Annotated in this window: 5 protein-coding genes and 2 rRNA genes (2 of these 7 cut by a window edge); 5 read left to right on the top strand and 2 right to left on the bottom strand. The window is 37.4% G+C overall.

The annotated features are described in order from the left end of the window. From F0362_RS01720 to F0362_RS01695, 5 genes are all read left to right on the top strand, one after another. Positions 1 to 616 carry the 3' portion of a sensor histidine kinase gene (locus tag F0362_RS01720; RefSeq protein WP_141555809.1) on the top strand. 398 nt of this gene lie to the left of the window's left edge, so only the last 616 of its 1,014 coding nucleotides appear in the window; its start codon lies beyond the left edge, outside the window; it ends in the stop codon at positions 614 to 616. Positions 617 to 684: 68 nt separating this feature from the next. Next, positions 685 to 1,614 (top strand): ABC transporter ATP-binding protein, encoded by a 930-nt coding sequence (locus F0362_RS01715; protein WP_000074551.1) that lies wholly within the window; start codon positions 685 to 687, stop codon positions 1,612 to 1,614. Next, positions 1,607 to 2,344: an ABC transporter permease gene (locus F0362_RS01710; RefSeq protein WP_000247704.1), complete on the top strand. Its 738-nt coding sequence runs from the start codon at positions 1,607 to 1,609 to the stop codon at positions 2,342 to 2,344. Before F0362_RS01715 ends, F0362_RS01710 begins: the two co-directional genes overlap by 8 nt. Positions 2,345 to 2,361: 17 nt before the next feature. Next, on the top strand, positions 2,362 to 3,159 hold the full coding sequence (gene uppP / locus F0362_RS01705; protein WP_001279970.1) for an undecaprenyl-diphosphate phosphatase UppP: 798 nt from the start codon (positions 2,362 to 2,364) through the stop codon (positions 3,157 to 3,159). Positions 3,160 to 3,512: 353 nt separating this feature from the next. Further along, positions 3,513 to 3,971, top strand: a complete 459-nt coding sequence (locus tag F0362_RS01695) for an ASCH domain-containing protein (RefSeq protein WP_001068552.1) — start codon at positions 3,513 to 3,515, stop codon at positions 3,969 to 3,971. A gap of 141 nt (positions 3,972 to 4,112) precedes the next feature. On the opposite strand, the gene rrf is transcribed toward F0362_RS01695, so the two are convergent. Then, positions 4,113 to 4,228, bottom strand: a 5S ribosomal RNA gene (gene rrf / locus F0362_RS01690). 49 nt (positions 4,229 to 4,277) lie between these two features. Next, positions 4,278 to 5,000 (bottom strand): 23S ribosomal RNA (locus F0362_RS01685); it runs 2,199 nt beyond the window's last position.

Here is a 5,000-nt window from a genome sequence, read left to right as displayed (position 1 = left end):
TTTAAAAGATGGAGTAGCTGCTTCTGAAATAGAAAAGCAAGAATATCTTAAAATACTTTATATGAAATCAAATAACTTAAAACATCTAGTTGATGAAATATTCAATATGGCAAAGCTAGACGCCAATGAATTCCCACTAAAAGAAGAAGAACTCGACTTTTCTGAAGTTACTAGAGAAGCTTTAATCGATTTTTTACCTGAACTCTCAAAACAGAATATCGAACTACAGGTTCTTATACCAGAATCTACTTGTCCTATCATCGCAGATCACCTTAGCCTTATGCGAATTATAGGTAATTTAATAAAAAATGCCATTTATTACGGAAAAGATGGGAAAACAGTAGGAATCGAACTACTAGAAACCAATACAGAATATGAACTTCTTATTTGGGACAAAGGCCCTGGCATTCCAAAACATGATTTACAAAACATATTTGAGCGAATGTACCGAAGCGAACAATCAAGAACCTCCTCTTTTGGTGGTAGCGGTCTCGGGCTTTCGATTTCTAAAGCGCTCGTGGAGAGAAATGGTGGGCATATATGGGTTGAAAGTATCCCATGGAAACGAACTACTTTTGGTTTTTCCATTCCAAAATACACTTCTTTTAAGAAATAGTTAAGAAATGATTAATATGCAGTTAAGCCTTCCTTCTTATTATGTAAGTAAGAACTTATAGAAAGTAGGTGTCTCCTATACATACAATTATAAAAACGACTAACCTTACTAAAGTATATGGCACTCAAAAATCAGTAGATAATCTAAATATTAATGTTCAACAAGGAGAGGTTTATGGATTCATAGGACGCAACGGTGCGGGCAAAACAACAACCATACGTATGCTACTTAGCCTTATAAAGCCTACAAGTGGAAATATTGAAATATTCGGAGAAGACTTATTTCAAAATCAAAAAAATATTTTAAGAAGAATTGGTTCTATCGTTGAGGTTCCAGGGTTTTATGAAAACTTAACTGCAAAAGAAAACTTATTAATTAATGCAAAGATAATTGGGATCCACAAAAAGAATGCCATTGAAGAAGCATTAGAAATAGTAGGCTTACAGCATGAAACAAAAAAGTTAGTAGGAAAGTATTCTTTAGGAATGAAGCAGCGCTTAGGAATTGCACGTGCTCTTCTCCACTACCCTGAACTACTCATACTAGATGAACCAACTAATGGACTCGATCCAATCGGTATTAAAGAAATGCGAAAACTCATTAAATCTTTAGCTCAGGAAAGAAATATAACGATACTCATTTCTAGTCACATATTAGTTGAAGTAGAACAACTAGTCGATCGTATGGGAATTATCCATGAAGGAAAGTTACTAGAAGAAGTTTCTCTTGATACGCTACGCAAAACCAACCGTAAGTACATAGAATTTCAAGTGAATAATGACAATAGAGCCACGATGCTATTAGAAAATCATCTTCAAATTTTTGATTATGAAGTACATGATGAAGGGAATATTCGTATTTATTCTCATTTTGGACAGCAAGGACACATAAACAGAACATTCGTTCTTAATGATGTCGATGTATTAAAAATGGCGATGAGCGAAGACAGATTAGAAGATTATTTCACCAATCTAGTTGGAGGTGGAACAATTGGTTAATCTGCTCTATACAGAACTATTAAAATTAAAACGTTCCAATATGTTTTTAATTAGCATTATCGGGGCTGGTGTCGCACCCTTCTTAGTGGTCGTAGCGTCTTATATACACATAAAAACAAAACAACCTACTCCAACTATTTTGTTCCATCAACTATTCACCGAAGTTAACTTATATACTACTTTAATTATAGGATTCCCCTTATATGGGGTAGTGATTGCTTATCTGTTTACCCGTGAATATACAGAAGATACACTAAAACATTTACTAACTATTCCAGTCTCACGCATTAGCTTTATTATAAGTAAGTTCATCATTCTCTTTCTTTGGATTATAATGCTTACTTTAGTCGCTTGGACACTAACTTTATTATTAGGGCTAATAGGTAGCTTCCCTGGATTTAGTACCATCTTACTCTTAAGCTCTCTCGTAAAATTTTTAATATGTGGTGGACTTCTCTTTCTATTGTCTTCACCTATTGTACTATTAACCGTTGTAATGAAGACCTATGTACCACCTATTATATTAACGGTCATTATTACAATGATTAACCTTATGCTCGTGAACTCTAAACATAAAGATCTATTTCCGTGGACCGCTACTCTAGATATCGCAAATAACGAATTACAACCCACATATCCACCAGAGTATTCTTATATCATCATTGCAGCAACAGCAATTTTCGGATTTATTGCAACACTATTCTATTTTAAGAGAGTAGATATTCATTAATTTATAGGAGTGAAACTATGAGCGATATCATCATTGCCTTCATACTCGGTATTGTAGAGGGATTAGCAGAATTTTTACCTATCTCTTCTACTGGCCACCTTATATTAGTCGGACATTTATTAGGCTTCGAAGGAGAAAGAGCAAAGACCTTTGAAATCGTTATACAGTTAGGCGCAATTTTAGCTATTGCGATTTTATACTATAAACGCCTTGTTTCTTTATGTAATATTAAACCTCTTCTACGAAAAGAGAAAAAATTCAACGCATTCCATGTATTTCTTGGTGTATTCCCAGCGGTAGTTGCTGGATTACTATTACATGGTGTTATTAAAACATACTTATTTCAGCCATATACTGTCGTCATTGGACTTGTAGCAGGAGCAATTCTTATGATTTTTGCAGAAGTAAAAAAGACAGAAGCAACCGCCTATTCACTGGATGATTTAACCTACCGTCAAGCATTAACAATTGGATTATTTCAATGCTTAGCGGTATATCCTGGCTTCTCTAGAGCTGGCTCTACTATTTCTGGAGGGTTATTAGCGAAAGTAAATTATAAGACCGCATCTGAATTCTCTTTTCTCATTGCTCTTCCTGTAATGGTTGGAGCTACAGGCTTAGACTTATTAAAAAGTTGGAAGTATTTAAGCGTTGATGACATCCCTATGTTTGCGGTAGGATTCATTACCTCTTTTATAGTAGCAATGCTAGCCGTAGTAACTTTTTTGAAGCTTTTAGAGAAGATCGGTTTAAAACCTTTTGCATATTATCGTATTTTGCTGGCTATCTTATTTACGCTGTTCATATTGCTATAGATTCATATAAGTCACATATTACTAAACTGATATTCAAGTTGGAATATCAGTTTTTTCTCTATTTCACCTCTAGTATTACTCACTTCAATATGGCATAGTTGTAATAAACCGCCCTTAATAATCCGAATATTCTTCAAACAGTTATATCCTTTACCGTACGACACAATTGGAAAATTAAAAATCCCATATATGGACAGAACGTGTTTACAAACCATATTCATTCCGCATATTCTCTTTCTTAATTCACAACACACCGATACAAATTTTAAATGAGTACAAAGGCATACAAATAAGTAAATTTCTCAGGGATTATAAAAAGACTACATATTAATTAGAGTGAGGTAACGATACAAATGAATCCATTAGCACAAACATATTGGGATACTTATTGGGGAAACAATGAAAAACCAGCATCTGTTACAGCTTGGCAATTTGGGGATTCCCCTAATTATCTTGCACAATTAGTAATTGATGGTATCAAAACCGCAACATGCTCCTGTCACATTTTTTATGAGTTAGAAAATGAACCACTACCGACGACTAATGATTATAGTATTATACTCAATAGTCAGGATGAACCTGTAGCGATTATTAAAACAATAGAAGTAACTGTAACACCGATGAATGAAGTAAGCGAAGAATTCGCTATCGCTGAAGGCGAAGGAGATTGCACGTATAATTACTGGAAAGACACCCATGTTCGTTTTTTTACAAAGGAACTAAATGAGTTTGGTTTTACTTTTTCTGAAGATATGCTACTCGTTTGCGAACGATTTGAGCTCATTGATGTGAAAAATACAGCAGAACTATAATAAACAGAGCTTTACTGAATTTTCATGTTGCTATTTTTTAACACAAATAAGCTCGTTATTTATAGCTCAAGAAAACTACAGATAACGAGCTTATTTTATAAAACATAAAAAAGACGAGTCATTCTGACTCGTCTTAAGCTTGCTTGGCGACGTCCTACTCTCACAGGGACAAGGTCCCAACTACCATCGGCGCTAGAGAGCTTAACTTCCGTGTTCGGTATGGGAACGGGTGTGACCTCTCTGCCATCATCACCAAACTATGAAGGCATATTCCTTCAAAACTAGATAACATTTGCTTCATATTATATGGTTAAGTCCTCGATCTATTAGTATTCGTCAGCTCCACATGTCACCATGCTTCCACCTCGAACCTATCAACCTGATCATCTTTCAGGGATCTTACTAGCTTACGCTATGGGAAATCTCATCTTGAGGGGGGCTTCATGCTTAGATGCTTTCAGCACTTATCCCTTCCGCACATAGCTACCCAGCTATGCCCTTGGCAGAACAACTGGTACACCAGCGGTGCGTCCATCCCGGTCCTCTCGTACTAAGGACAGCTCCTCTCAAATTTCCTACGCCCACGACGGATAGGGACCGAACTGTCTCACGACGTTCTGAACCCAGCTCGCGTACCGCTTTAATGGGCGAACAGCCCAACCCTTGGGACCGACTACAGCCCCAGGATGCGATGAGCCGACATCGAGGTGCCAAACCTCCCCGTCGATGTGGACTCTTGGGGGAGATAAGCCTGTTATCCCCGGGGTAGCTTTTATCCGTTGAGCGATGGCCCTTCCATTCGGAACCACCGGATCACTAAGCCCGACTTTCGTCCCTGCTCGACTTGTAGGTCTCGCAGTCAAGCTCCCTTATGCCTTTGCACTCTACGAATGATTTCCAACCATTCTGAGGGAACCTTTGGGCGCCTCCGTTACACTTTAGGAGGCGACCGCCCCAGTCAAACTGCCCACCTGACACTGTCTCCCGGGTCGATAAGACCCGTAGGTTAGAATTTCAATACAGTCAGGG

This window comes from Bacillus sp. BS98 (assembly GCF_008432245.1).
GTDB classification, from domain to species: domain Bacteria; phylum Bacillota; class Bacilli; order Bacillales; family Bacillaceae_G; genus Bacillus_A; species Bacillus_A toyonensis.
This window is presented reverse-complemented; position numbering and strand designations above follow the sequence as displayed.

Excerpts from the sequence above, each read along its gene's own strand:
- F0362_RS01695 (WP_001068552.1), top strand. The coding sequence starts at position 3,513 with ATGAATCCATTAGCACAAACATATTGGGATACTTATTGGGGAAACAAT.
- uppP (WP_001279970.1), top strand. The coding sequence starts at position 2,362 with ATGAGCGATATCATCATTGCCTTCATACTCGGTATTGTAGAGGGATTA.